Origin of the sequence: Streptomyces sp. NPDC093097 (assembly GCF_044754325.1) — a bacterium.
In the GTDB taxonomy this organism is placed as follows: Bacteria; Actinomycetota; Actinomycetes; order Streptomycetales; family Streptomycetaceae; genus Streptomyces.
In genome coordinates, this window is record NZ_JBIVOW010000005.1 from 128,582 (window position 1) to 153,522 (window position 24,941).

22 protein-coding genes and 1 pseudogene are annotated in these 24,941 nt (G+C 68.5%); 14 read left to right on the plus strand and 9 right to left on the minus strand.

The features are described from left to right. Positions 1-54 precede the first annotated feature (54 nt). On the minus strand, positions 55-585 hold the full coding sequence (locus ACIQE0_RS10635) for a VOC family protein (RefSeq protein WP_402330561.1): 531 nt from the start codon (positions 583-585) through the stop codon (positions 55-57). A gap of 636 nt (positions 586-1,221) precedes the next feature. Here ACIQE0_RS10635 and ACIQE0_RS10640 point away from each other — a divergent pair. Continuing rightward, positions 1,222-1,920, plus strand: coding sequence for a nucleotidyltransferase domain-containing protein (locus ACIQE0_RS10640; protein ID WP_402330563.1), 699 nt, complete (start codon positions 1,222-1,224; stop codon positions 1,918-1,920). A gap of 475 nt (positions 1,921-2,395) precedes the next feature. Here the strand turns inward: ACIQE0_RS10640 and ACIQE0_RS10645 are convergent, their stop codons facing one another. Then, positions 2,396-2,593, minus strand: coding sequence for a hypothetical protein (locus tag ACIQE0_RS10645; protein WP_402330565.1), 198 nt, complete (start codon positions 2,591-2,593; stop codon positions 2,396-2,398). A gap of 574 nt (positions 2,594-3,167) precedes the next feature. On the opposite strand from ACIQE0_RS10645, the gene ACIQE0_RS10650 reads away from it, so the two are divergent. Then, the gene (locus tag ACIQE0_RS10650; RefSeq protein WP_402330567.1) at positions 3,168-3,632 is read left to right on the plus strand and encodes a DinB family protein; all 465 of its coding nucleotides are present in this window, start codon (positions 3,168-3,170) and stop codon (positions 3,630-3,632) included. 217 nt (positions 3,633-3,849) lie between these two features. Here the strand turns inward: ACIQE0_RS10650 and ACIQE0_RS10655 are convergent, their stop codons facing one another. After that, positions 3,850-4,599, minus strand: coding sequence for a transposase (locus ACIQE0_RS10655; RefSeq protein WP_402330570.1), 750 nt, complete (start codon positions 4,597-4,599; stop codon positions 3,850-3,852). A gap of 109 nt (positions 4,600-4,708) precedes the next feature. Between ACIQE0_RS10655 and ACIQE0_RS10660 the strand changes: the two genes are divergently transcribed. The 5 genes from ACIQE0_RS10660 (at position 4,709) to ACIQE0_RS10680 (ending at position 10,430) form a co-directional block, all read left to right on the plus strand. After that, a complete protein-coding gene (locus tag ACIQE0_RS10660) occupies positions 4,709-5,533 on the plus strand; it encodes a hypothetical protein (protein WP_402330573.1) in 825 nt (274 codons plus the stop codon). Positions 5,534-6,841: 1,308 nt separating this feature from the next. Then, complete coding sequence (locus tag ACIQE0_RS10665; protein WP_402330575.1) at positions 6,842-7,084, plus strand: Tn3 family transposase; 243 nt, start codon at positions 6,842-6,844, stop codon at positions 7,082-7,084. A 235-nt stretch (positions 7,085-7,319) separates the two neighbouring features. Continuing rightward, complete coding sequence (locus ACIQE0_RS10670) at positions 7,320-8,057, plus strand: helix-turn-helix domain-containing protein (RefSeq protein ID WP_402330578.1); 738 nt, start codon at positions 7,320-7,322, stop codon at positions 8,055-8,057. A 69-nt stretch (positions 8,058-8,126) separates the two neighbouring features. Then, complete coding sequence (locus ACIQE0_RS10675) at positions 8,127-9,578, plus strand: CoA transferase (protein WP_402330581.1); 1,452 nt, start codon at positions 8,127-8,129, stop codon at positions 9,576-9,578. Between the two features lie 348 nt (positions 9,579-9,926). After that, positions 9,927-10,430 (plus strand): hypothetical protein, encoded by a 504-nt coding sequence (locus ACIQE0_RS10680; RefSeq protein ID WP_402330584.1) that lies wholly within the window; start codon positions 9,927-9,929, stop codon positions 10,428-10,430. Positions 10,431-10,444: 14 nt separating this feature from the next. Here the strand turns inward: ACIQE0_RS10680 and ACIQE0_RS10685 are convergent, their stop codons facing one another. Further along, positions 10,445-11,260: an SDR family oxidoreductase gene (locus ACIQE0_RS10685; RefSeq protein ID WP_366330990.1), complete on the minus strand. Its 816-nt coding sequence runs from the start codon at positions 11,258-11,260 to the stop codon at positions 10,445-10,447. Between the two features lie 573 nt (positions 11,261-11,833). Here ACIQE0_RS10685 and ACIQE0_RS10690 point away from each other — a divergent pair. From ACIQE0_RS10690 to ACIQE0_RS10705, 4 genes and pseudogenes are all read left to right on the plus strand, one after another. Beyond that, positions 11,834-12,337 (plus strand): hypothetical protein, encoded by a 504-nt coding sequence (locus tag ACIQE0_RS10690; protein WP_366330989.1) that lies wholly within the window; start codon positions 11,834-11,836, stop codon positions 12,335-12,337. Positions 12,338-12,374: 37 nt separating this feature from the next. After that, positions 12,375-15,563 carry a glycosyl hydrolase family 18 protein gene (locus ACIQE0_RS10695; protein ID WP_402330588.1) on the plus strand — a complete coding sequence of 1,063 codons (3,189 nt, stop codon included), beginning with the start codon at positions 12,375-12,377 and terminating at the stop codon, positions 15,561-15,563. 296 nt (positions 15,564-15,859) lie between these two features. Further along, positions 15,860-16,138 (plus strand): hypothetical protein, encoded by a 279-nt coding sequence (locus ACIQE0_RS10700; protein ID WP_402330590.1) that lies wholly within the window; start codon positions 15,860-15,862, stop codon positions 16,136-16,138. 227 nt (positions 16,139-16,365) lie between these two features. Then, positions 16,366-16,876: pseudogene (locus ACIQE0_RS10705) on the plus strand (transposase); the annotation flags it as partial. Between the two features lie 141 nt (positions 16,877-17,017). Here ACIQE0_RS10705 and ACIQE0_RS10710 read toward each other — a convergent pair. After that, positions 17,018-17,470 (minus strand): VOC family protein, encoded by a 453-nt coding sequence (locus ACIQE0_RS10710; RefSeq protein ID WP_402330592.1) that lies wholly within the window; start codon positions 17,468-17,470, stop codon positions 17,018-17,020. 21 nt (positions 17,471-17,491) lie between these two features. On the opposite strand from ACIQE0_RS10710, the gene ACIQE0_RS10715 reads away from it, so the two are divergent. After that, positions 17,492-18,094: a CGNR zinc finger domain-containing protein gene (locus ACIQE0_RS10715; RefSeq protein WP_402330595.1), complete on the plus strand. Its 603-nt coding sequence runs from the start codon at positions 17,492-17,494 to the stop codon at positions 18,092-18,094. A 5-nt stretch (positions 18,095-18,099) separates the two neighbouring features. Continuing rightward, complete coding sequence (locus ACIQE0_RS10720; protein ID WP_402330597.1) at positions 18,100-18,495, plus strand: SRPBCC domain-containing protein; 396 nt, start codon at positions 18,100-18,102, stop codon at positions 18,493-18,495. A 76-nt stretch (positions 18,496-18,571) separates the two neighbouring features. Here the strand turns inward: ACIQE0_RS10720 and ACIQE0_RS10725 are convergent, their stop codons facing one another. From ACIQE0_RS10725 to ACIQE0_RS10735, 3 genes are all read right to left on the minus strand, one after another. Then, positions 18,572-18,883: a hypothetical protein gene (locus ACIQE0_RS10725; protein ID WP_402330599.1), complete on the minus strand. Its 312-nt coding sequence runs from the start codon at positions 18,881-18,883 to the stop codon at positions 18,572-18,574. A 342-nt stretch (positions 18,884-19,225) separates the two neighbouring features. Beyond that, entirely contained in the window at positions 19,226-19,816 is a 591-nt protein-coding gene (locus tag ACIQE0_RS10730; RefSeq protein WP_402330601.1) for a dihydrofolate reductase family protein, read from the minus strand. A 141-nt stretch (positions 19,817-19,957) separates the two neighbouring features. After that, a complete protein-coding gene (locus ACIQE0_RS10735) occupies positions 19,958-23,116 on the minus strand; it encodes a tetratricopeptide repeat protein (protein ID WP_402330604.1) in 3,159 nt (1,052 codons plus the stop codon). Positions 23,117-23,382: 266 nt separating this feature from the next. Between ACIQE0_RS10735 and ACIQE0_RS10740 the strand changes: the two genes are divergently transcribed. Beyond that, a complete protein-coding gene (locus ACIQE0_RS10740) occupies positions 23,383-24,108 on the plus strand; it encodes a hypothetical protein (protein WP_402330606.1) in 726 nt (241 codons plus the stop codon). A gap of 84 nt (positions 24,109-24,192) precedes the next feature. Here the strand turns inward: ACIQE0_RS10740 and ACIQE0_RS10745 are convergent, their stop codons facing one another. Continuing rightward, positions 24,193-24,936 (minus strand): SDR family NAD(P)-dependent oxidoreductase, encoded by a 744-nt coding sequence (locus ACIQE0_RS10745; protein WP_402330608.1) that lies wholly within the window; start codon positions 24,934-24,936, stop codon positions 24,193-24,195. Positions 24,937-24,941: the final 5 nt, after the last annotated feature.

The following is a 24,941-nucleotide window of genomic DNA, read 5'->3' on the forward strand; positions in this document are numbered from 1 at the left end:
CCGGGCCGAAGTCGGCCCACGGGAGGCCAGTTCGGCCGACGCCCGGTGTTGCGGTCAGCGCCAGCGGTTGTTGCTGGTGTGGTCTCCGGCGAGCCAGCGGGCGAGGTCGGCGTGTGCGGTGGCGCGCTGCTCGGCGTCGATCTTGTCCACGTCGGGGTGGTCGACGGCGAACTCCAATATCAGCCCGTTGGGGTCCGTGAGGTACAGCGAGACGCAGAAGCCGTGGTCCATCACGTGGGCGTTCGCCTCCGCGCAGTCGGCCGCGTTGATGCGCTTGAGTATGGCCTCCTGCGTCTCGGCCTCGACCTTGAAGGCGATGTGGCGCAGGGGAGTTGAGTTGATGCTGGTTCTGAACTCCTCCTGGTCCCTGGCGTCGGCGAACTGGAAGAAGGCGAGGGCGCTGCCGTCGGCCAAGCCGTAGAGGGTGTGACTGTAGGCGCGCTCGGCCCCGGACATCACCTCGCGCTCGGTCCACGTGGCCACCAGGGGCAGGCCGATCACTTCCTCGTAGAAGCGTCGGTTAGCTTCCTGGTCGTCGGTGATCCAGGCGTGGTGGTGGAGGCGGAGGGGCAGGGCGTGCGTCATATCAGGTCATCTCCGTTATGTAGTGGGGATGTTGGTCCGGACGCCGTGAGTGATCGTCGAGGCCCTGACCAGCATGCCACCCAAGCAGATTGAACGTTAAATAACTTTGGGTCACATTCACGGCCTGGAGGCGCCGACCACTCGCCCCGCTGGTCAGCGCGGGCGGCAGTGGATGACGGGGGGCGCGCGTGCGCCCCGGTCGGCCACATGTCCGGCGCGGTGGAGTCTCGACGCACGGGGGTTCCGACCTGGTTCGACACGGCGCTCGCGCCGCCCTTTTCGCTCGGCCCGGATGCGGGGTGACCGATGTCGGCCCGGGCTGTAGAGGATGGCGAAAAAAGGTTGAACGAGGAACTCATGTGGGGTGCGTCATCCTGCCCGGCGGCCTCTGAGGCGGTTGATCGCACTCGACCGCATGGCGCTCGCGGTAGCCAGTCCTGTCGGACCACGGCGGCCGACCGCCTCCGATGCCCAGCTGCGGAGGCATGACACCGGGCATCGCCCCAGGTCGTTCGCATACGCCTCACTGCGCACGACGCCCCAGGCGAGGCGTCAACATCCGCGGCTCAAGAGCACCCGCTGTGGTGCGGTGCACCCACCCTCTGCGGAATCGACGTCGACACGTACGCTGCGATCATGGATGACCCCGTGTTCACCGCCCGCGCACTGGTGCAGGACCGGTTTCCTACCGCCCGGGCGGCCTTCCTCGCCGGCAGCGTGCTGACCGACCGCCGCACGCCCACATCCGATCTGGACATCGTGGTCCTCTTGGACGGGCCGCCCGCCCCCAGTCGAGAGAGCCTGGTGTACCGCGGCTGGCCAGTGGAGCTGTTCGTACAAACAGAAGCCGTCTGGCACACCTACGCCGACCAGGAGACCGCGAAGCGGAGTTCACCGCTGCTCTCCATGTGCGCCGACGGCATGCTCCTGGTCGACGCGGATGGGCTGGGCACTTCACTCCAGAACGAGGCGCGAGAACGTCTGGCCGCGGGCCCGCCACCGCTCTCGGACAGCGAGCGCGAGTACCAGCGGTTTTTCCTGACCGACCTGCTTGATGACCTGCGAGGCTGCACGGACTCTGCAGAGCGGGTGTACTTGGTTTCGCACATGTTGCAGCGTGCCTCCGAGCTGGTTCTCCTCGTCGGCGGCCACTGGCTTGGCGGAGGCAAATGGTTGTCGAGGCGGCTGGCGGCAGCCAACCCAGGAGTGCACCGCGCGTTGTCCGAAACCGCCGCACAGGCGATCGCCGGGGACACGGAGGTCTTCGCCAGGGTCGTGACAGAGGTATTGGACCTGGCCGGCGGCCCACTGTGGGACGGGTATGTCGTCCGGTGACCCGGTAGCGGTCGGGATACGCCGACCTCCATGGCGGCAGCGGCGAAGCCCTCACCTGGCTCCCGATCGCAGGGTGCAGCCGCGGCGCCTTGGCCGACGCCACGCAGCGCTATCGCCCGCGCGCATCAGGACACGACCTGCCCCGGGACGGCGGCCCAGGAACTCGTAGAGCAAGCCGGCTCGCCGGGCCTCGGTCAGCTCGGCACCACACGCAAGACCGAACGCACCCGGCTCCAGGCCGACTACGACCGGGCTCTCCGCGTCATCGCCGAGATCGATGCCGCTAGCAGCACGGATGAGGAGTCCGCATGAGAATCTCCGCAGCCCAGCGGACTTGAGAACGAGACCGCGTGCGAGCCGCCATGGACCGGCTCGTCCGCGGCGAGTTGCCGCCCGGCGGAAAGTGCGACATCAAGACTCTCGCCAGCGAAGCCGCCGTCGACTGCACCGCGTTCTACGGCACCCGCCCTTACGCTCACCTCCGCGTCGAGTTCGAACGACGGCTCCAGGCGCTGCAAGACGCCGGCGAGATCCCCGACCTCGCGAGGATCAGATCGCCCGCCTCAAGGAAGAGATCGCCGAGCTCCGGGAACGGCTGGCCCGGTCGGAGCAGGAGGTCGACGAGCTCACCGACTTCCGCGGCCAGGCCCTGGCCCGGCTCTTCGCCCAGCACGAGGAGATCGTCCGGCTTCGCGAGTCCGTCGCCGGGACAAGCCGACTGCCCGCTCCGCGAACCACCGTGATCGGAAGCGGTAGTTGAGGCACTCCAATGAGTATGATCCACCTCACAGGTGACGTAGTTCAGTGCAACACAGCCCGCAGCCTGCGTCGCGAAAGTGGTCGCGACGACGTTCCTACAGGTCGGCCATGGGTGCGACACTGGCCCTGCTCGACGTCCTCGACTGCACCATGGGCGACCTTGTCGAGCCCATCGCGGCGGCCGGGCCGTGAAAAAGCCGAAGAAGGCCGCTGACGGCGGCGACTTTTGCGCACAAGCCATCGCACGCCTGGCCGCCCAGCACGAGAAAATCACCCTCTAACGTCAGGCGGCTGACGAGGACGCCAGAACGTCGATCACACGCCTGTCACGGCGCAACGCGGTCTTCTGCCCCTGCTGAAACGGGGCGTCGACAATCGAAACCAGAAGTACCACAGGCAGATCCATCCCCACGAACAGAGTCGAGCCGACAATGACATGGTCGGTACCACGAATCACCACCGGCGCTGAACGCCGTTTACTTGAGAGCATGCTCGACCGAAACCGGGCCGAGCTAATCAACACGGTGCGCGGTCTGTCCGAAGCAGAGGCCCGCCGCCGCCTCGTTGCGTCGCCGACCACCCCGATCGGGTTGCTTAAGCACGCCGCAGTCGCTGAACGGATCTGGTTCCAGCACGTCCTGGCGAGCCTGCCCAAGAGCGCATGTGATGGCGGCACGACGGCGGGCGACGCCAGTTTCATCGTCGACGACAACGAAACCCTGGCCGACGTGATCGCCGAATTCGAGCGCGCCAGCGAACGCTCGCGCGTGATCGCCGCCGACTTCGACCTCGACTACACCACAACACACCCCGACCTCGGCGACGTCAACCTGCGGTTTATCTACCTGCTCATCATGGAGGACTTCGCGCGTCACGCCGGCCACGGCGACATCCTCCGCGAGGAGATCAAGCATTCCGCCACACCCGCCCCCGACATTTCAGAACAGCCGTAGTAGAGCGCTCTACGCCACATCGTCGAGGCGGAAAACAAACGCACGCACCCATCTGAACACAGCTGTGGCCAGGTTCGGATGCATATCGCCCAGCGAATCGAACGCCCGAATCGGAGCGCCCAGACCCACTCGGGAAGGCCAACACCGTCCGGACGCTCGAAGACGTCGGAGGAACCGCCCGTCTGCCGCTCGCGAGACCATCCAGGAAGTTCCGCTACTACCCAGGGCAACGCCTCGTACAGGGCGTTGTTGAGCGACGCTGAGGATGTGTATGAAGGTGACGTGCTGGTTGTCGACGGAGCAAGGTGAAACGCCCCCGGTGGCCGTCAGGCCGCCGGGGGCGTCGTGAACGTGGTGTCGTTTTCGTCGTCACTCTGACGCGTAAATAACTGCAGGTGGGTGCTCTCTTGGGCAGGGGTGTGGGCCCGGTCGGAGTCGTCTCCGCCGGGCTTCGGCCATGCTCGTTCATCCAGCGGCGTCCATCGGGTCGAGGGTGACGCGGTAGCCGAGTTCGGGTCGGTTTCACCCCAAAGAGCGCGAGCGTCCGAGCCCGTGATGGTCCGGCTCGGTTTCGACACCACCCGGGGCCCCTTCTGAAGGCCACCCTTTTCCGGGCCCCTGCGGCGTGCTGGTGGGCCCGGGCGAGGCTGGAGTCCACCGGGACATCCCAGTCGATCAGTCCCTTCGCGTCCGCGTCGGCCTGCACGTCCGCAAGGATCCGCTTCCACGTGCCGTCCCGCTGCCACGGAACAAGCCCGTGCACGGCCTGCCAGCCGCCGTACCGCGCGGGCACATCCCGCCACGGCACCCCGGCCCGCGTGCGCCACCGTATCCCGTCGATGAGCTGGCGTTTCGTCCACTTCGGCGGCCTCCCCGGCTTCTTCCCGACCGGCAACAACGGTTCCAAAAACGTCCACTGAGCGACCATCAAGTCGCCACGACCCATAGGAAAAGGATCGCAAACCATGATCGGCTTCGGGGGATGCGCCAGTCAGGCACGGAGCTGTGACGAAGGCGGCCGAGTCGGCTGCGACGATTCTCGCGGTCCGTCGGTCGTGCAGTCGTACCCTTCGGACATGAATTCCGAACTGTTCTTTGAGTGGGACGGCCGGCCGGACGCGGACGAGCACGTGATCGGAGAAATGCACGCGGCGGCCGGCGAGCCTCCCTACACGGCGGACGACGAGCCCGAGCCAACCGGCGGCCAGGGCCGGCCCCGTACCATCGGCGCGGTCGCGGCCCGCCGCGACGGGGCGCTGCTGGGTTGGGCATGGGTACACGAGGACCCGGACCACGAGCGGGTTGCGCGAGTGCAGGCAATGTACGTGCCACGCGAGGTCCGCCGCCTCAAAACCGGCTACTACGACCTGCTCCCGCCGACCGCCGAGGAGTTCGAGATGGTCACGGGCCTGTACCGCCGGGCCGCGGTCGAGGCCCGCGCCGCCGGCTACCGCACCCTGCGGTGGGTCGGTCAGGACACCGGACCCGACGGCCTGGCGGCGACCGCGCTGAACGCGCACGGACACGGCGAATACGCCCGTAACTGGAGCACCGAGCCGGCCACATGGCAGCCCCCGGCTGGGCTGCCCGATGTGCAAGTCCACCAACTGCCCGCGCACCTCACACTGGCGACGGCGGACGCAGAAGTCTCGGCCGTCATCGACGGGCACGCGGCCCACATCAATGCCGGGGAGTCGATCCGCCACGAGAACGCCGAGCCGCGCGCGCTCGCCGCGCTCATCGCGGAACTCGTCACACGCCTGCGGCGCGACCACCCCGAGGTCACCGAACTGACCATCTGGGAATTCGACGACGCCGCGGTACGCCAAGCACTGCCGCTGGCCGGACTGCGCATCACCGCACGCACCATGGACTACGAGCTTCCGCTCACCCCTTCATGACCTCGGCAACAAACCCGCCAATACACCACCCATGGCACGGAGGCGAGTGCGGCATCAACTGCCTCAGGTGACCTGCTGGTTCAGCGTGGACCACTCCGAGACCGAAAGGGACTCCATCGTTCGCGAAGCGGTTCGAGCCCATGCCTCCGCACCGTTGCGGCCACCGTTGACGCCAGCCGTCTCCGCCTGACCCTCGCGGTCTCCATGCCCTGCGGGCATTGGGAGCCGTTGCACCCCTGCACTCAGCACTCAGCACTCAGCACTCAGAGATCCGACGTAGCACAGTTCCGTCTACGGGCAGCGAGAACACCGGATAAAATCGTGGGAGGCCGCAGGTTCCTGCAGCCACCCACTGAATAGGCCAACTCCGAGCCATCGACCGCATGACACTGATGCGGCAGCATAAACACGCCCCGAATACTGGTGCGCTGCGTAATTAATCGGCGGCGAGCCGAAGGAGCTCTCGCATCATACTCTCCAATGTCTCTACGTAAAGCTGGTACTCCTCCCTGAGGCGAGAATCGCGACTAGTCGGGGCAGGGACTGAAGCTAGCGATCTTTGGAGATCCTTTGCCTCGCAGGCGAGTTCCTGGAGGTTCGGAATATCCGAAGCGGTCATATCGCCATCGCGGACACGAGTTGCGTATCCTGCGATGTGAGAATCGAGTGACAGCAGCTTCGATCCCCAATCTTGAAATTCCTCTGATTGCGGGCGAGAGGGGTAAGGCATAGCCCGAAATGCTTCGAATGTTCGCCTGAAGTCAGAATCTTCAATCATGCCAGGTCGCAATCTTTCCATCTTTAGTAGATATCCTTTCACCGCTGCACCAATCACCACAGATTTTCCATCCCACACTGCCGTTTTCCAGCTTCCATGGAATGCGGTTCCTCGATCGGTTTTATCCCACGGATCCTTCGCTTCCTCGGTTTACTCGGCGAAGGTTCTCCCCTTACCGTGCTTGTCGAGGTGGTAGATGGCGCTTCCTTCCGTCGACTTGAATGTGGCCTTATCCCACTCCGTCAATGCCTGGCGATCGGCGCCGCAGAACGTTCCTTACGTGCCGCCAGTGATCGCATAATAGGTGTGCAGGTCGGCAACGGTGAGGTTTCGAACCTCATGGTGGGAGGTGAGCCATGTGCTGGTGGCGCCTCTCCGCACCGACTTCCCTGCGCTGTTACGCAGGTGCATCCCCGGCTTGAGTTGCACCGCGTCGACCCAGGATCCACTGCTATCGGTCCCTCAGAAGGGGTGCTGGTCCGTCGCCGGCTCGTGATCGGCGCCCCTCGGACGCGCCGCTGCGGCGGCGGGTGACGGCGGCGACGAACAAGGTCGAGTCGCTCAACCGGTTCTCCCAGTGGGTCGGGTTCGGCAACCGCGGGGTCATTGCCGACAGCGATCCGGCCGAGCAGGAGAAGGCGATGAAGTTCAACGCACTGCTCACGAACGCGGTCATTCTTCACCATGCCCTGGACATCGCGGAGATCGGCAACTCCTGGAGGAGGGCTGGGAGATCGACCCCGAGGACCGGGCCCGCGTCTCGCCGTACCTGACCGAGCACATCAACCGGTTCGGCGGCTACAGCACGCACGAACTCGGCATCCAGCCCGAAGCCACCATCGACTAACTTCACTGTCCAAGGACAGAAGCGGAGCAAAACTGCGACGGAGCGCCCCGCCGGCGAGACGGCGGAGGCATCCGCACGTGCGGCACACGCTGCCGGGGTCGTGCGCCTACCGGCGCAGCGCGAGCGGCCGGCGGCGCACAAGCAGGGCGAGGTGGGGTGGGATGAGCGGGAACGGCCGTCGGCAGCATCACCGTACGGTGGACCGGGTCGCGTGGGTCTTGGAGACGGCCGCGCGGGCGCCGGGTGGGGTGACGGTGGCCGAGTTGGCGCGGACGGTCGGGGCGCCGGCGAGTTCTGTACAGGATCTGGTCAACGGCCTTGTCGCGACGGGGTTTTTGCTGGAACAGCACCGGCGCTTCCGGCTCGGGCCCGCCCCGCACGTCCTCAATCTCATCGCCGGCCGGGTCGTCCCGCAGATCAGCCAGGCCGAGCTCGACGAACTGAGCCACGTCGCGGGTGCCCCGGTGCTGCTCACGGTGCGGGTCGGGCTCGACGCCGTGTACCTCGCGCGCGGCGGCGAGGACCACATTCCCCGCCTCGTCCCGCTCGCCGACCAGCACCTGGCCCGCCCGCTGCTGCGTACCGCCGCGGGCCGTCTGCTGCTGGCCTTCACCGACGAGGCGGAGCGCCGCGGGCTGCTCGACGAGTTGGCCGGCCATGACCCCGAGGCGGTCGCCGAGTTCCGCTGCGCTCTTCCGTCGATCCGGTCGTCGCGGATCAGCCGCAGCGAGGGTCTGGCCGATCCCGAGGTCAGCGCACTTGCGATCCCCGTCACCGATGGCCCCGTCGTCACGGGGGCCCTGGCTTTGATGCACCGGCGCCGCGGCCGCTCGGAGCGGCTGCGCCTGGACCGGGCGGCGGCCCGGCTCCTCGCGCACCTTCAGGAGAAGCGGGCGTGACATCCGCATCGATTCACGGATATCCGTGAATCCGGGCGCTCGTGCCGTGCCGGGAACGACCATCCCGGCATGACTTCGCACACGCTGACCACGGCCGAGCAGACGCCGCCGACGCCCGAGATCGTCTCCCAACTGCTGGGCACCCTCGGCGAACCCGAACCGGTTCGGGGAGCCGAGGACGTCACCGTCGTCGGGGCCGATCCCCTGGTGCCCTCGGTGCACCGCCTCGCCGATGCCATGTCCGCCGCGATCGGTGTCTTCGGCCGGCAGACGGCGGCGGTCGGCGAACTGCGCGGTCACCGGCACCAGAAGGTGGAGGTACAGGCCGGGGCAGCGATCGACCAGCTCATGGCGACGTATCACACGACGCTGTCGGGGCGCCCGATCACTGCCTTGCTCGACGATCCGGCGCTGCTCGGCAACAACGACTTCTACCGGGCGCGCGACGGTCGTTGGATCTTCATCATCACCACCTATCCGCACCTGCGCGACGCGGTCCACTCCGTGCTGAGGTGCGGACTCGGCAAGGTGGACATCGCACGGGCCGCGGCCGACTGGGACGCCTTCACGCTGGAGGAGGCCCTCTGCGCCCGGGGCGGCGTCGCCTGTGTGGTGCGCAGCCGGGACGAGTGGCTGACGCACCCCGCGGGGCGGTATGTCGCGCAGCGCCCGGTCGTCGAGATCGAACGCGTCGGTGACGGCCCGGTCCGGCCTCTGGAACCGATCGGTGAGGCCGACGAGGCACTCGCGGGCATCCGGGTACTCGATCTCACCCACGTCATCGCGGGTCCGGTATCGACGCGGCTGCTCGCCCAGTTCGGCGCCGACGTGCTGCACGTGACGCGTCCCGACCGCCCCGACCCGATTCCGATGATCGCCATGACCGGCGGCGGCAAGCGCAACGCCTACTGCGACCTGCGCGACGCTCACGACCGTGCGGCCTTCCACGACGCGCTCCAGGAAGCGGACGTCTTCGTGCACGCCTACCGGGGGCTCGCCCGACACGGCGCGTCGACCGAGGAACTCGTCCGGCGCCGCCCCGGACTCATCACCCTCGAATACCATGCCTGGGGCGCCGAAGGCCCCTGGGGCGAACGCGGTGGGTTCGACCAACTCGCCTGCTCCGCAACCGGATTCGCCATGGAAGAGTGGACCGACCGCCCGTCGCTGCCGCCGACGTACCTGCTCAACGACTACCTCGCCGCCTACCTCGGCGCCGCCGCCGTCGCCACGGTCCTGCGTCGACGTGCGACAGAGGGCGGCTCCTGGCGAATCCGCGTGACGCTGGCCGGAGTGTGTCACTGGGTGCAGGAACTCGGGCTGCTAGCACGGGAGGACGTACTCGACCTTCCCCGCCCCGGGCGCACACCGCTGGCGCCACTCTCGACCACCGCGACCGACTTCGGCCCCCTCACCGAACCGGCCACACCGTTCGACTACAGCGGCCGCGCGGTCCCCCAGCCCGGCCGGCGCTCCCCCCTCGGGTCTGCTGCGCTCCAGTGGCTCCAGGGAGCTGTGTGAGGGCGTGAGGGTACGGGGGCGGCGCACCCCCTAGACCGAGGTCGGCGATGAGACCGCGGCCGGGCCCGAGGGGGTCCGGCCGCGGTTGGTGAGGTTTCAGGCCCAACCGAACCAGGACGCACGCAAGTTCCTGGTCCTGAAGTCTGACTGCCCTTTACCCGCATGCGCCTCAGGGCTGACGCCTTCCCACACCGCAGGCGGATGTGGCCGCCCGATGGCACGTGGCAACCTCCGGATGTCGGACATCAGCCCGCTCGCACAGGAGCCGCCCGCATGCCCACCAACACGTCACACCCCGCTCCCGCACGCCTCGCGACCGCCGCGCCAGTCCCTGGGTGGGCCAGGCGCGTGGCGGCCGCAGTCTTATGGGCGTCCGTACCGTCCACACTGTGGCGGCTCGCCGTCACAGTCGGCATACCGCTCGGGCTCGCCGAGTCCGAGTACGACTCGATGCTCATCCCCGGATGGGGATATCTCCTTCTGCCGCTGCTCTGCGTGGTGCAGGAGGCGTTGGCCTTCCTGACGCTGGGGCTGGTGCGACCGTGGGGCGAGGTCTGGCCGCGGTGGATCCCGTACCTGCGGGGCCGCCGCATCCCCGTGCCCGCCGCGGTCGTTCCCGCGGCGCTGGGTGCATTCGCCTGCACGGTCTACGGCGTGCTCTTCGTCTGGACGACGCTGCACGCCGAGATGGACATCACGCCGTGGGGAGAGTGGCTGATGAACGCGTGCTACGTGCCGTTGGCGGCGTGGGGGCCGCTGCTGGCCGTCGTCACCCTCCACTACTACCGTCGTCGGACAGGCAGCCGACCGGACAGTTCACCGGTGCCACCTCAACCGATCCACACCTCTTGACAGTTGCTCGTCCGCTACGGGCGCGGAGTGCGCGCCTCGATCCGGTAGTCGAAGGCGGCGCCGCCGACGCCGACCTGGGTCACCCCGCCGTCGACGGTGAGCACGGCCCCGTTGACGTAGGACGCGGCGGGCGACAGCAGCCAGTCGATCGCCTCGGCGACCTCCTCCGGATCGCCCGGCCGCCTGGCGGGAGTCAGCCGGTTCGCCTCCTCGTAGGCCGCCTCGGTCCCGCCCGCCAGGCCCGCTTCCGCCGCGAACCGCGCCATCCGCTGGTCGGCCATCTCCGTACGCACCCAGCCCGGGCACACCGCGTTGGCCCGCAACCCTTGCGGCCCGTAGTCGACGGCGAGGGAGCGGCAGAGGTGGAGCAGACCCGCCTTGGAGGTCGCATAGGCGGCGTTGCCGACGCTGTTGCGGAGTGCGGCGACCGAGGCGACCGCGACCACCGCGCCGCGGGCCGCCAGCAGATGCGGCAACGCGGCACGCAGCAGCAGGAACGGGCCGGTGAGGTTGGTCCGTATCAGCTCTTCCCAGTCCTCGACCGCGGTGTCGCCGACCGCGCCGCCCCGCCCGATTCCGGCGTTGAGCACCACCCCGTCAAGTCTCCCGTAGGCCGTCACCGTCGTCTCGACGAGCTCGCGCACGGCCTCGGGGTCGGCGGCGTCGGAAGGATGGGCCAGCGCTCCGGTCTCCTCGGCCACCCGGCGCAGGGGCTCGGGCCGCCGTCCGGAGATCACGACCTGGTGCCCGGCGGTGCGCAGCAGCCGGGCGGTGGCGGCCCCGATCCCCGTTCCTCCGCCCGTCACCAGGACAACTCGCTGTTCCGACATAGGTGTTCGCCTCCGAAGGTGGTCGGCTTCCGGTTCCCCGCACCGCGATCATACGAAGCACCGGCACTGCCGTCACCGCGGGCCGTACTGCTGCGGCGGACCGGAGAACCCGGCCGGGAGCGCGCGCACCCGTATATCGGCGGTATGCCCTTCACGGGCGTCGGCGGCGTGTGCCCTCTCGTGTGAGGGCCGCAGCCGGCGTGCGACGCCGTGCGGATGACCGAGATACACGCGATGTCGCCCAACGCCGCGTTGATTCAACGTTTATAGGAAATTCATCGCTTTCTGGCGGACTGGTGGGGGCTCGGCGGCAGGACGTCGCGCCTCGGGTTCGGCCACGGCATTGTCATGTCCTTGGCGTGTTTATGTGACGTTGTCCCAGGCGCGCTCCGGGTGGTGGACACGCGGCAGGAACCGGTTTTCAACTCGCCGAGAGGAAGACCATCCATGCGTCCGATGAGGCTCCGTTCGCGTGCCACGGCGGTGATGGCCGGCCTGGCCGCCGCCCTGGCAACTGTGGGAGTGACAGCCGCTGCTGACGCAGCATCAGCATCAGGTCCGCATCCGGCAGCGGTGAGCGTGACGCCGGTCGCTGACACCGCGCCGGGTCCGGCCGGTAAGGACAGACAGGCGGACGCGCGGCGGCTGACCTCGCAGCGGTCGCCGAGACTCGCCGCCGCAGACGACGGGACGGTCAACACCGACTACGCGATCGTCAACACCGCCGTCACCACCTCGCGGGTCTGGTACAAGACGGTCCCGGCCCCGCCGTTCCGGCTCACGGACATGGGGGTCGCGGTGATCTGGCAGATCCCCAGTGACCGCGCCGCCTACGACAAGCACAAGAACGACTGGATCGGCATCTACGACGGGAACGGCACCAAGGGCACGCGCGTCTACTGGGACTGGACCTGCCCCAGCTCCGACTACAAGGAGCAATGCGGGGAGGCGTTCGGCGCCACGGTGGTCGCGACCGGAAAACTGACCCACGGCAAGGAATACACGGCTGCCTACTACTCGGACGGCGGGGCCTCGAGCAACGGAACACTGCGCGCGACCTACACCTTCTGGGCGTGAGCACATGAGCCTCGAAAGGGTGAGACACCGCTCCCGCATGCCTCTCTGGCGGCGCGGGGCGAGGTGGCGCGGCGCGGCGTGGACGGTGATCGGCGCCCTGCTGGTGTGCCTGGCTGTGAGCTCGGGACCCGATATCGCGCAGGCAGCCACACCCACGCAGCCCCGCACCCAGCAGGATGACGGGCATGAGACGGCGGACCGGTATCTGGAGATCGTCGGGAATCTGCGCAACACCATGACCCGCAACGGCAACGGACAAGCCCAGCCCGTCGCGGACACTCCGGGCGTCGGGCCGGTGATGCAGCAGCCGAACTGGCAGATCTCCGGCATCGGAGCTCTCGCGGGCCTGGACCAGAACGCGGTGCAACTGGTCATCGATCCCAACGACCTCTACGTCCGGGGCATCTACGTACGGGCTCGGAACGTGCTGTACGCCTATACCCGCAACGGTCAGACCAACGGGGAAGTCTATATCCCGCAGGACGTCCAGAATTCCCTCGATCCGGGTCTGAGGCTGGTGCCCCTGTCTTTCGCCGAGAGATACGGCGACGTCTACGGCATCGAGCTGGGTGCAACACCGCTGCGCAATGCGGTGCGGTATATCGCGGAATTCAACGGCAGGACCCTGGACGACCTTCGGGAGTCCTTCGAGCGTGTGATCATGCCGATCGCCGAGGGCGCCAGGTTCGGCATCTTCGCCGGTCGTATCGCCCAGGTGATGCGGGGCGGGCAGCAGACGTTCCGCCTGGACGCAGCGCGTGCCGGGGACACCTGGGTCGAGTACCTGATCCACAACTGGGCCGACCTGTCCGACCGCGTCCGGCAGGCTGCTCAGAACGATCCCAGGGCCGAGGGAACAGAGTTCACCCAGCGGCGCACCTTTGAAAACACCCAGCACGGGCACACGTTTCGCTACTTCCTCTCCTACCTGGACATTGCCAGGCGGATTGCCACGCTGAAGCCCCCGCCGCGGCGGAAGGGACGGGTGGGGATCGCGCCCGTGCCGCGTGACGGGGAGCCGAGGATCGGGCCGCCGCCGGGCGCCTCGAACGACAACGAGAAGTGCCGTCCGGACGGGATGCCGCGCACGCCGGGTGTGGATACGCCGTACTGCCTCGCCTACACCGGTGAGGGCCGGGAGTGGATGGGCACGACCCACGACCGGCGGGTGATCGGATACTTCGCCGGTTGGCGGACCGGCAAGGACGGAAGCCCGGCCTACCGGCCGCAGAACGTCCCCTGGGGCCAGATCACGCATCTCAACTACGCGTTCGCCCACGTCACCGACAACAAACTGGCGATCGGCGACCAGGACGTGGAGAACATCCGGCTGCTGAACGAGCAGAAGGCCCAGCACCCGCGCGTCAAGACGCTGATCTCGGTGGGTGGTTGGTCCCAGACCCGCGGGCTCTACACGCTGGTGACCGGCAGCGACGCCCAGTCGAAGATCGACACGTTCGCGGACTCCGCGGTGGCGTTCATCCGGCAGAACCACTTCAACGGCGTCGACATCGACTTCGAGTACCCGACGTCGCTGGAGAACACCGGAAACCCCGAGGACTGGCCGGTGTCCAACCCGGTGCGCGGGGAGCTGATGGCCGGATACGGCACACTGATGAAGACGTTGCGGGAGAAGCTGGACCGGGCCGGCGCAGCCGACGGCGCGTACTACCTGCTGTCCTCGGCGGTGTCCTCCTCGGGGTATCTGGTGCGCGGGATGGAGAACCACGACCCGGCCAAGTACCAGGACTACGTGGACGTGATGGCGTACGACTTCCACGGCACCTGGAACGGGTATGTCGGCCCCAACGCCCCGCTGTACGACGATGGCAAGGACACCGAGCTGGCCGATGCCTTGGTGTACTCCACCAAGGAGTACGGCGGCATCGGGTACTTCAACACCGACTGGGCGTTCAAGCACTTCCGCGGCGCGCTGCAGGCGGGCCGGATCAACATCGGCATCCCCTACTACACCCGTGGGTGGAGCGATGTGTCCGGTGGCAACCAAGGCATGTGGGGCACCTCGAAGATGCCCGACCAGTCCCAGTGCCCGGCCGGGACCGGCAGCGGACCCGGCGCGCCGCCCGGCACCAGACCGTGCGGGGAGGGCGCCCGGGGAATCGACAACATCTGGCACGACACCACCAACGCCGGCGGCGAGTTGCCGGCCGGCACCAACCCGATGTGGCACGCCAAGAACCTGGAGGCCGGCATCGAGCCGAACTACGGCTCCCAGGTGGGGCTGGACCCCGAGCACAACGCATCCGACAGGCTGACCGGCAGCTACGCCCGGCACTGGGACGACACCACCAAGACGTCGTGGCTGTGGAACGAACAGAAGAAGACCTTCCTGTCGACCACCGACACCCAGGCCGTCGATGCGGTCGCCGACTACGTCACCCGCAGCGGCGCCGGCGGCGTCATGATCTGGGAACTGGCCGGCGACTATGCCTGCCCTGCCACCCCCACCGCCGAGAACCCGTGCGGGATCGGCTACACCATGACCAGCCGCCTGGACGAAAAACTCGGCCACGCCGGTGACTACGGCAACTCCCGTGCCGCCGGAAGCACCGCCCAACTCCCCGCCCGGACCGCGAACCTTGAGGTCGACCTGGTCGACTACCCGGCCGGGTCGGCCAAGCTGTACCCGTTGGAGCCCAAGGTCCGCCTCACCAACAACACGGGCAAACCGATCGGCGGCGGTGCGGAACTCTCATTCGACATCCCAACCTCGACCTCACCGCTGGTCAAAGACGGCAACTGGCAGGGCAGCGACACCCCCGACGGCCTGTGGAGACTCACTCCCGGACACACCGGCCCCAATGCCGGAACCGGACTGAAGGGCGACTTCCACCGCGTCACCACCAAGATCGAATACTGTCAGGTGATCCCCGCAGGGAAGAGCATCGACATCCCGATCAAGTACTACCTGCCGATCACCGGCCCGGCCAACGCCACCTTGACCACCTCCGGCGGCACCTACGGCCTCGCCTCGGACAACCGGCGCGGCACGGAAGATGCCGGCGAGGTCACCGACACCGGCTGCAACGCCCCCGACTGGGACGCCGCCAAGGCATACGACCCGGCCACCCAGTCGCACGAAGACGTCACCGTCAAGTACAACGGCCACTACTGGCGCGCGAAGTGGTGGACCCAGAACAACGCCCCCGGAACCGGCCCTGACGCCGACCACGAACCCTGGAAGGACCTCGGCCCCACCTCCTGACCGGATCGTCCGACCCCGACAGGACAGCGGCCTCAGATCCCCGGCGGGTCTGAGGCCGCGACCGGTTCTGGTGTTCCTCCACCGTGATTGGCTGTCTGACCAAGACGACCGACAGCCAGGGCATGGCTACCCGTCAGCTCCCCTGCTGGGGCTGACGGCCATGAACCACGACGCACACAGCGCCAAGGCGCGCTCCGGATTGCAGAAGACGAAGGAAGTACTCGACCGGGGCGTGGGGTGGAAATGACCATCCCCCTACGCGCAGTCAGGCTTTCGCCGCGAGGCATCCGCTCGTCGTGAGTGCCATCGGTGCGTTGATCATGTTCGCCTTCTTCGTGCTGATCGCCGGCGAACCGCTCGCCGAGGAGCTGCCTTTCAAGACGGCTGGCGCGGTGATCACGGGCTTGTTGATCTACGGAACCTGCCACCTTGAGCGTCGCCGCCAGCGGCGCTTGGGGCGAGACAGCTCCCGGTGGGCGTCAGAAACCAAGAGGGAGGGGAAGGGCGTGCAGTCCTTTCCACTCCTCACCTACGTCCGAATCGGACATGCGTGCCGTCACCGTCAGGTCGTCTGACGAACCGACTTCATCGACATCTACGAGAGATTTCTGTGCGTCACTGCCGTTCTCACATACCCCGCTACATCCGGCAGGCCGGCTGTGCCCTCGTTCCGGCCGCGACTCTGGCCGGAGCCGGCGCTGTTGTGCAGTCCACAGCCGACGCTGAGGAATCCGCACCCGATGCCTCGTCACCACAGGCGCAGTCGCGGGGTCTCCCCAACATCGCGCCCGCAGGCGAGGCATTGCGCGCGTTGCCCCGCTTTCGGGTCGAGTTCTACGGCTGTCTGTACAGCCGTGCCGATGCGCTCTTCGAGCTCACCGACGGGATCTTGTGCGCGGACGGGCCGGTGAAGACCCTGGTCGAGCTCTGCCTGGCGGTCGAGCACCGACGAGGGTACGGGGCCCTGTATGCCGCGTTGGACCGGGGCTGGCTGGAGCCGACGCGGTTGCGCCGCGCGCTGGCCGGCCTGCCGCTGCCGAGGGCGGCCGACGGGCGGATCGTGCCGGCCGTGGATGTCAGCAACTGGCTCCGCCCGGATGCCCCGACCAGCGACGGCCGGCTGTTCTGTCACGTCTACGGGTGCGGCGACCGCAAGACGGATCAGTTCGCGCCAGGCTGGCCGTACTCCTTCGCCGCTGCCCTGGAAGGCCGGCCGGACCTCCTGGGTCGCGCTGCTGGACGCCGTGCGCCTCGGGCCGGCGGGCGACGCGACCGCCGTCACCGCTGCCCCACTACGAGACGTCGTCGAGCGGGAATCGGCCGCCGCGTGCAGAGAAGTGCGAATTCGCCGGATAGGCCGAAGTGGCCTGCATTACTGTCAACTTGGGCCGTAGTGCAGGCGGCTTCGGGCACCAGTGCGGCCGATTCTCAAAAGGGAGTGGCTGCGACCTGGCCTACGCCACGCAGAACTCGTTGCCTTCCGGGTCCTGCATGATCCACCAGTGGCCGGCAGGTCCCTTATCGACCTCGCGGACGCGGGTGGCCCCCAGACCTTCCAGTCGGGCTGCCAGCTTGTCGAGGCCGCCCGACTCACTGCGGACGTCGATGTGCAGGCGATTCTTTCCGGACTTGCCCTCGGGCACGTCCTGGAAGAGCAGCCGCCGGCCGTGGCCGACGCCGCTGATCCGATCGAAGGGGTCCTCGGGGTGGCGGATCGCGGCGTAGCCACGGAAGGCCTTGCGGCCGCGATGCTCGGTGACCGCCTCCTCGCCGATGTGGCCAGCGGTCAGCAGATCCTCGATGAGGGCGCTGGGGTCTTCCACTTCGTACTCCAGGGCCGCGGCCCAGAAGTCCGCGAGGGCGGGCGCGTTCGTGCTGTCGATGACCAATTTCCAACTCAATGCCATGTAACCAGTTATATTGGTTACATGGACTCTTCCGCAACCAAGGGACTGACGCTGCACTCCCGTAGCGGCGTCGCCTACCGGTTCGACCCCGGCGCGCTGTGCCTGGAACTGCTGACCACCGGCGGCCCTGGCCCCTACCGCCGGTACGAGGTCCTGCACGAGCCAGCCGACCTGGCCGCCTGGGCGGACCGCTCGCGGCTCACACCAGTGCCCGCGCTGGAGATTTCCGCAGCCGAGGTGACGGACGCGCGAAGGCTGCGCGACGCGCTGTTTCGGGTGGTCCTCGCCCACACGCGCGGCGAGCCGCACCCACCCGGTGACATCAAGGCCATCAACGAGGCAGCCGCCCATCCGGCCCTGGCACCCGCCATCACGCCGACCGGAAAGCGGCAGTGGGCCGGGAACCCCAGTGGCACACACCTGGTGGCCACCGTCGCCCAGGACGCCGTAGAGCTGCTGACCGGCCCCTTCGCGCACCGCATCCGCACCTGCGCCGCCGAGAACTGCCACCTCGTCTACGTCGATACCTCACGCCCCGGCCGCCGCCGTTGGTGCTCCATGGAGCATTGCGGCAACCGCCACAAGATGAGGGCGCTGCGCGCCCGCAACTCCGAGGAAGGATGACCGCGATGCCCACCGGACTCACCAAGGCCGCCGGCTGGCAGATCGGCGTGTCCCGCACGCTGCCCCACCCCGCGCCCGTCGTCTGGGACTTCATCAGCAGCCCCGAAGGGCTCGCCCTCTGGCTCGGCCCCGGCGCGGCCCTCATCCCGGAACGCGGCGCCCCCTACCGGACGACCGCAGGAGTGACGGGCGAGGTACGCGGCTACCGCTCAGGGGAGAAGATCCGCGTCACTCACGACGCCACCACAGTCCAGGTCGCCCTTGCCCCCACCGCCAACGGGGCCCGGACAATGGTCCGCTTTCACCAAGAGCACCTGACCAGCGCCGAAGAGCGCGAACAGCAGCGGATCCACTGGCAGCGCATCATGAACCAAGTCGCCACCGTGCTTGACTGCCGGTGACGGCGGGCGTGCGATACCTGAGCGGCGTGCAGAGGACTTCGAGCATCCGCGCAGACGACTACGGAGCCTGACAAGATCAACTCAAGTTGAAATTCGGCGAACCCTCGCAGAACACCCTCTGCGGAGTGAGTACCTCGTTGAATGGCTGGTGTCGTGCGATCTCAGGGTCAAGCGTGTCGAGCAGGATGCCTCGCTCGTCGCCATGGCAGCACAGAGCGAGGTGATCGGCTCGGCTCAGCGTGCCGTTCACCACGCCGGCGAGATGGCTGGGAGATCCGACAGGCAACAGCCGGACGTCAGCGCCGTACTCGGCGAGGAGGCTGCGCAGCGCGTAGGGCTCGCCTCCGGTTTCACCGATCGCAACGACGTCGACGGTGGCGACGAACACCTGGCCAGGCTCCTCTCGCACGTGAACTCCTCTGTTCTCCCAGCCAGTTTACGGCCGAGGCCCCTTTGTCTCGGCGGCTTCGGCGGGGTGATGGGCCGCCCTGTGCCACCTCGACGCAAGCGGCGCAGCTGAGGAAGAACAGCACACAGCGGCCCGCGAGTGCGGCGGAGCCCAAGCTCCGCCGCACCCCCTCCGATTGGCCATTAGGAGGGGGACCAGCATTACGCCTCATGCCCGGTCGAACAAACCGGACCGGGGAGTTCCGCACTTATGAGGGGTGACGCGACGCATTCCGGCCAGGGCGGGGTCGGATCTGCGTGAACGCCATGCGCCCAGGTGCGGCTATCTGACCCAGCGGGTCTCCACGACGCCACAGGCGTAGGCGGCCGCGTGGGCGGCCCGGTAGTTCCGCGTGGCGAGCCGGGCCCCGAAGACGCTGGTTCCCGCGCCCGCGAAACCGGGGTTGGTGAACAGCCGGAGCTCGTCGACCAGGTCCTCTCGCAGCAGGGCGGAGACCAGGCCGGCGCCGCCAAAGCAGACCAGGTCGCCGTCGGCCTGTTGCTTCGCTTCTTCCACGGTGTCGATCAGCTCGCCGTTGAGCACCGTGGTCCGCGGCCAGTCGAGTTCGGGCCTGCCCGACCTGCTCACCACGAACTTGGGGAGTGCGCCGATGGCCCGGCTGAACTCCCAGTCGGGGTCGCCGGGGTGCTGCTCCGCCATCCGGCCCCAGTGCCCCAGGTACCCCTCGTCCGCCATGGGCCGGCTCAGGAGGATGCCCGAGGCGCTCGCGAACAGGCCGTTGAACGCCGCGCGGAGGTCCGCGCTCCACGGCCAGTCGGGGCCCCAGTTCCACAATTGCCAGTCGGCGTCGGACAGGCTGCTGTCGACGTAGCCGTCGATGGAGATCTGCATCGCCACAGTCAGGCGGCTCATGATTCTTCCGTCCCCTCGTCATGGTCAGGACTGCGGATGGCTCGGAGGCCGTCCCCAGTCTCGGTCAACGCGCCCTGCACGTCATCTTCGTTGAGAGGACCCCAGTCGGCGGCAGTGCGTCCGGCCGGCCGCATGGGCGCTCTACGGTCCGGGCGGGGGTGGCGTTCCCGGAAGGCGTGCGAGGGCATCGGTCAGCCGGCGGCGGAACGGTGTGAGGTGCTCGTCCGCGGCGGGGAACACGTCCACCAGCGAGTTCATGACGCCGAGGAGTTCGGAGAGCTGGCCGGCGGGCGGCTGGGCAGCGAGGAATGCGGTCAGGCGGCGGTCCGCCTCGTCCCAGTGGGGCATCAGAAAGTGGACGAGGAAGAGGTTGCCCAGCACCGGCACGACGTCCGACGCATCCCCCGTCGACACGGACTCGCGCTCCAGGATCGCCATGGCGCGCGCAAGGGTCTGGTCGCGGGCCGGGTCGCGCAGGGCGTGCAGTGCCACAGCACGTTCGTAGTGGGCCCACCCGTCCTCGGGGGAGCGTTCGACGGCACGGGTGAGGTCGGCCAGGGCCGCGTCGTACCGGCCGGTGAGGCGGTGGACGAGTCCTCGAAGGGTGAGCGCGAAGTCGTTGTCCGGTTCGCTCTCCACTGCGCGGGCGAGGTCGTCCAGGGCTGCCGCATACCGGTTCTCCAGGCAGTGGACATAGGCCCGTTGGGCGAGGGCCGACGCATTGCCGGGAGCCATCTCAAGGAGGCGGGTGTAGTCGGCGACGGACGCCTGGCAGTCACCGAGGAGGCGATGGGTCCAGGCGCGGTTCTTCAGGGCCCAGGCATAGCCGGGGTCCTGGTCGAGCGCCTCGTCGTAGTCCGCTCGGGCCGCCACGTGGTGGCCGCGGGCCTCGTGGGCCAGCCCACGGCAGACGAGTGCCCAGCGGTAGTCCGGTTTGATGGCGAGGGCCCGGTCGAAGTCGGCCAGCGCCGCCTCGTACCGGCCGAGGTCGTAGTGGGTACGGCCGCGGTCAGCGAGCGTCCAGGCGTCGTCCGGGTCGATGACGAGGGCCTGGTCGAAGTCGGCCAGCGCCGCCTCGTACCGGCCTTCCGCCTGGTGGGTACGGCCTCGGAGAGTGAGGGCCCAGTCATAGTCCGGGCTGAGGGCGAGGGTCCGGTCGAAGTCGGTGAGGGCCTCGTCGTACCGGCCTTCGGCGTGATGGGTACGACCTCGGAGAGTGAGGGCCCAGTCATAGTCCGGGCTGAGGGCGAGCGCCCGGTCGAAGTCGGCCAGCGCTGCCTCATAACGGCCCATGGCATGGCGCGCCATACCGCGGCTGGTGAGGAGCCAGGTCTCGTCCGGGTCGAGGGCAAGGGCCCGGTCGTAGTCTCCGATCGCCTCCTCGTACTGTCCGAGGAAATAGTGCGTCAGGGCGCGCTGGCCCAGGTTCATCGTGTCCGTGGGGTCGGCCTCGACGACCCGAGTGAAGTCGGCCAGGGCCTCCTGGTACCGGTGGGCTTTGCGGTGGACGAGCCCGCGCCCGTAGTGGGCGAGGTCTCCTTCCAGTCCCAGTTCGATGGCGCGGTCGTAGTCGGCCAGCGCCTGCTCGTAGCGCTCGGCGTTGCGGTGCTGTCGGCCGCGCAGTGCGTGGGCGAGTGCGCGGTTCTGGGGGCCGAGGGCGTGGTGGGAGAGCAGGTAGGTCAACGCGGCGATGGCCGGGTCCGGTTGGTCGAGGGCGGCGCGCAGCCGCCGGCGGGCTTCCGTGACGGCGGTGGCTTCGGTGTCCTCACCGGCCCGGGCGAGGGCGTCGATCCAACGTCGGAGGGTGGCGAGGTCGTGGTGGTAGGCGCTGACGAGTTCGCCGAGCGCGTCGGGGAGAGCGGTGCGGGGGTCGGCGCACAGGCGGTGGTAGGTCTCGTTGAGGCGGGCGGCGCGCCAGCGTTCGTCGTTCCAGTCCGCCTCCGTGGAGCCGGCGCGGTCCTCGATCTCCCGGCGCTGCCGGCCGAAGGCGCCGGCGAGGCGGGTGTGTTGCTCGCGCCAGTGGTCGGGTGACTGGTGGCGTTGCAGGCGCAGCATCGCGTTGCGTACCACGTCGTGGTAGAGGCAGCGGCCGGCGTGGTCGCGTACGAAGGGCAGGGAGCGCAGCCAGGTGAACATCTCCCGCGCCGCGTCCTCGTCGCCTTCGTCGTCGAGGGCGGCCTGGCAGATGTCCTGGTCCAGTTCCAGGGGGAGGGCGCAGGCCAGGGCCGCGGCGCGGCGGGCCGGGTCGTTCTCCCACTTCAGGAAGCGTTCCACGGCGGTACCGCTGGGGTCGCCGACGTCGGCGGGGTCGGTCGGGCGGGCCTCGGCGAGCATCGAGACCAGCACGGGCAGGCCCTCGGACAGTTTCAGGATCACCTCGACGACGCGTTCGTCGGTGACGCCCTTGGTGGCGAGCAGGTGGCGGGCCTCGTCGTCGGTGAAGACCTCCAGGGGGAGGTCGGTGACGAGGTCGAGCCAGTCACCCCAGCACCGCACGTCCAGCCGTGACTGGCCGGCCAGCAGCACCAGCACGTTCGCGGGCAACTCGCCGTAGCGGTCGCTGACCAGGACGTCTCGTAGCCAGGTGTCCAGCAGCGGGCCGGTGCGCTCGTAGGTGTCGAAGAGCAGCACCACCCACGGCCGGTTCCGTGCCGCGTCCGACAGTTGGCTCAGGAAGATCGGGGTGAGGACCTGGAGCGGGGAGAGAACGAGCCGGACGTCCTCGTGGTTGCGGAGATGGGCGCTGAGCATCGCCTTGAGGCGGTCCGCGCCGGCCGCCACGTGGCCGGCGCTGACCGCGCCGGTGAACGCGCCCACGCCCGGGATCAGTCCCAGTCCTGCCAGGCCGAGTTGCGTCACGACCATGCTCGACGCCGACGGCGGGGACGGCGTGGCGGAGTCCGGGGAGCCTGCCGCCGTCTCGGCCTCGGCCAGGCTGGAGTCGGCCTCGTGACGCCGCTGCCGGTAGGTCGCCAGCGCCTTGTCGAGGTCCTTCGACGACGCCCCCTGCGCGGCGAGTTGGGCGCTGACGGACTCCATCGCCTCGATCGGGTCGGCCACCGACTCGTCGACGTAGGCGGTGAGCGCGCCGGCCTCACGGGCAGCGCTCTCCAACTGCCGGGCCAGCGTGGACTTCCCCACCCCGCCGGGACCGTGGATGTGGAAGAGGAACTGCGTCGCCTCCTCGGGCACCTGCTGCAACGCCTGTTGGAAGGCAGCCTGTTCACTGCGCCTTCCGACGAACCCGCTGCGACGCCGGCGCCTGATCAGCTCCTGCCGTGAAGGACCCCGCCCCGCCACCTACTGCCTCCCTGACCTCCGACCGGCACCCGCCACCATGCTGTCACCTCGGTCGCGGTGGCGGGCAGGAGGCCGGGACTTCGAGGAGGGCGGTGCCGGCAGGTACGACCGCTTCCCTCCGTCGCATCCGGTGCGCTGTCGCTCACCGGTAGCCTCTGTGTGGCAGAGGCGACGGGGCACGGGGAGCGTTGAACAGGATGGCCAACGATCAAGCAGGAAACGGCCGGTCGTCCGGGGCCGGTGATCCCGGTGAGCCGAGGATCCGTATGGACGCGACGGCACACGACCACGGTACCAACCACCAGTCGGGCCGGGACCAGACCATCAACTACAACAACTGTTACGGCGTTCCGCCGAAGCCCGAACGCCCGCCGGGTGTTCCGGGGGCGGGCGGCAAGCAGCACACCGTATGGATCATCGGGGGCGGCGCGGTCGTAGGCGTGGCGCTTCTTGCCGCGCTCCTTTCCCGCATCGGTCCTGCCGGCACCGACGGCGGCACCAGTGGTGGTCCCACCGCCGGGCCGGCCACGACCTCGGTCTCCCCGGTGTCCTCACCGAGCGGCAGCACGTCCCAGCCCAAGCCCGCCCCCAAGCCCAAGCCCAAGGCGGGCACGGTCCGTTGGCAGGGCACGCTGCTGCTCGACAACTCGGACGTGGACAAGAAGAAGGACCTGGACGCGAACCCGCCCGCCGCGGTCGACAAGAACGATGCGGCGGCGGACCTCTCGTTCTGGCATGACATGGACGGCAGGCTGGTGACCGACAACGGTGCCGTCATCTCCGAGTGGACGGGCGGTGGGCTGCCGTCGGCGAAGGACTGCGCCGGCACCGTGGACGCGGCAGGCAGTCAGGATCTGCCCATCAAGACCGGGAAGGTCTTCTGCCTGAAGACCAGTGACCAGCGCTTCGGCCGTCTGAAGGTCACCAAGTTCTGGTACGACGTGGCCGAAGGCGGCGCGACGTTCGACACGGTCGTGTGGGAGCGCGGCTGATACCGCAACCGCAGGTGGTGGGTCCGCACAGCCAACGGTGCCGTCCCTGCGGACCCGCGTCGCCCGGGCCGGTCCGCGGGCGGGTCAGCGCATGAGGACGCCGCCGTTGATGTCGTAGGTGGCCCCGTTGATGAAGGCGCCGGTGTCGGCGGCGAGGAAGGAGACGAGGTCGGCGATCTCGTTCGGTTCGGCGATGCGGCCGACCGGGATCTCTGCGGTCAGTTCGGCCTCCTTCTCCTCGCCGATGCTGTGCACGAGCGGCGTGTCGATCATGCCGGGTGCGACGGCGTTCGCGGTGACGCCGTCGGCGGCCAACTCCGCGGCGAATACGCGGGTCATGGCGGTGAGCGCGGCTTTCGAGGCGCCGTAGTGCGCACCGGTCGGGCGCGCCTTCTGCCCGGCCAGCGAGGCGATGTTGATGATGCGTCCGCATCCTCGTGCGCGCATGCCTTCGGCGGCCATCCGGCTGAGGAAGAACGCGGCGCGCACGTTGATGGCGAACACCGTGTCCCATTCCTCGGGTTCGATGTCCCACAGCGTCCGCATGGGTGCGACGGCGGCGTTGTTGACGAGGATGTCGACGCCGTCGAGTCGTTCGGTCGCTTCCGCGAAGGCGGTGCGCAGCTGGTCGAGGTCGGCGAGGTCGGCGTGGACGGGTGTCGCACGGTCGCCCAGTGCTGCGGCGGTCGCGGTGTTGGCGCGGGCGTCCCGGTCGAGTAGGGCCACGGTGGCTCCGTTGGCGTGCAGGCCGGCCGCGATGGCCGCGCCGAGTCCGCCTGCGGCGCCGGTGACCAGGGCGGTCTTTCCGGAGAGGTCGATCTGGGTCATGTCGG

Coding starts and splice junctions, on each gene's coding strand:
- ACIQE0_RS10720 (WP_402330597.1), top strand. CDS start 18,100: ATGCCCACCGGACTCACCAAGGCCGCCGGCTGGCAGATCGGCGTGTCC.
- ACIQE0_RS10740 (WP_402330606.1), top strand. CDS start 23,383: ATGGACGCGACGGCACACGACCACGGTACCAACCACCAGTCGGGCCGG.
- ACIQE0_RS10675 (WP_402330581.1), top strand. CDS start 8,127: ATGACTTCGCACACGCTGACCACGGCCGAGCAGACGCCGCCGACGCCC.
- ACIQE0_RS10670 (WP_402330578.1), top strand. CDS start 7,320: ATGAGCGGGAACGGCCGTCGGCAGCATCACCGTACGGTGGACCGGGTC.
- ACIQE0_RS10640 (WP_402330563.1), top strand. CDS start 1,222: ATGGATGACCCCGTGTTCACCGCCCGCGCACTGGTGCAGGACCGGTTT.
- ACIQE0_RS10730 (WP_402330601.1), bottom strand. CDS start 19,816: ATGAGCCGCCTGACTGTGGCGATGCAGATCTCCATCGACGGCTACGTC.
- ACIQE0_RS10715 (WP_402330595.1), top strand. CDS start 17,492: ATGGACTCTTCCGCAACCAAGGGACTGACGCTGCACTCCCGTAGCGGC.
- ACIQE0_RS10685 (WP_366330990.1), bottom strand. CDS start 11,260: ATGTCGGAACAGCGAGTTGTCCTGGTGACGGGCGGAGGAACGGGGATC.
- ACIQE0_RS10655 (WP_402330570.1), bottom strand. CDS start 4,599: ATGGTTTGCGATCCTTTTCCTATGGGTCGTGGCGACTTGATGGTCGCT.
- ACIQE0_RS10635 (WP_402330561.1), bottom strand. CDS start 585: ATGACGCACGCCCTGCCCCTCCGCCTCCACCACCACGCCTGGATCACC.
- ACIQE0_RS10710 (WP_402330592.1), bottom strand. CDS start 17,470: ATGGCATTGAGTTGGAAATTGGTCATCGACAGCACGAACGCGCCCGCC.
- ACIQE0_RS10695 (WP_402330588.1), top strand. CDS start 12,375: ATGCCTCTCTGGCGGCGCGGGGCGAGGTGGCGCGGCGCGGCGTGGACG.
- ACIQE0_RS10745 (WP_402330608.1), bottom strand. CDS start 24,936: ATGACCCAGATCGACCTCTCCGGAAAGACCGCCCTGGTCACCGGCGCC.
- ACIQE0_RS10650 (WP_402330567.1), top strand. CDS start 3,168: ATGCTCGACCGAAACCGGGCCGAGCTAATCAACACGGTGCGCGGTCTG.
- ACIQE0_RS10660 (WP_402330573.1), top strand. CDS start 4,709: ATGAATTCCGAACTGTTCTTTGAGTGGGACGGCCGGCCGGACGCGGAC.